The sequence below is a fragment of the Paenibacillus sp. TSM33 genome (assembly GCF_056099025.1).
In genome coordinates this window covers 1-229 of the sequence record NZ_JBLZXB010000088.1, presented here as the reverse complement: position 1 = coordinate 229, position 229 = coordinate 1, and the positions used below count along the sequence as shown (strand labels likewise).

1 rRNA gene is annotated in these 229 nt (G+C 55.9%); it reads left to right on the top strand.

What is annotated here, in order from left to right:
- Nucleotides 1-5: 5 nt before the first annotated feature.
- Nucleotides 6-229, top strand: a 23S ribosomal RNA gene (locus ACN6NF_RS26015); the annotation flags it as partial.

Here is a 229-nt window from a genome sequence, read left to right as displayed (position 1 = left end):
AGATCCGCCGAAAGCCTAAGGGTTCCTGAGGAAGGTTCGTCCGCTCAGGGTAAGTCGGGACCTAAGGCGAGGCCGATAGGCGTAGTCGAAGGACAACAGGTGGAAATTCCTGTACCACCGTAATCCGTGATGAGCGATGGGGTGACGCAGTAGGGTAGTGACGCGGACTGATGGATGTCCGTCTAAGCAGTGAGGCTGATGTGTAGGCAAATCCGCACATCGTAAGGCT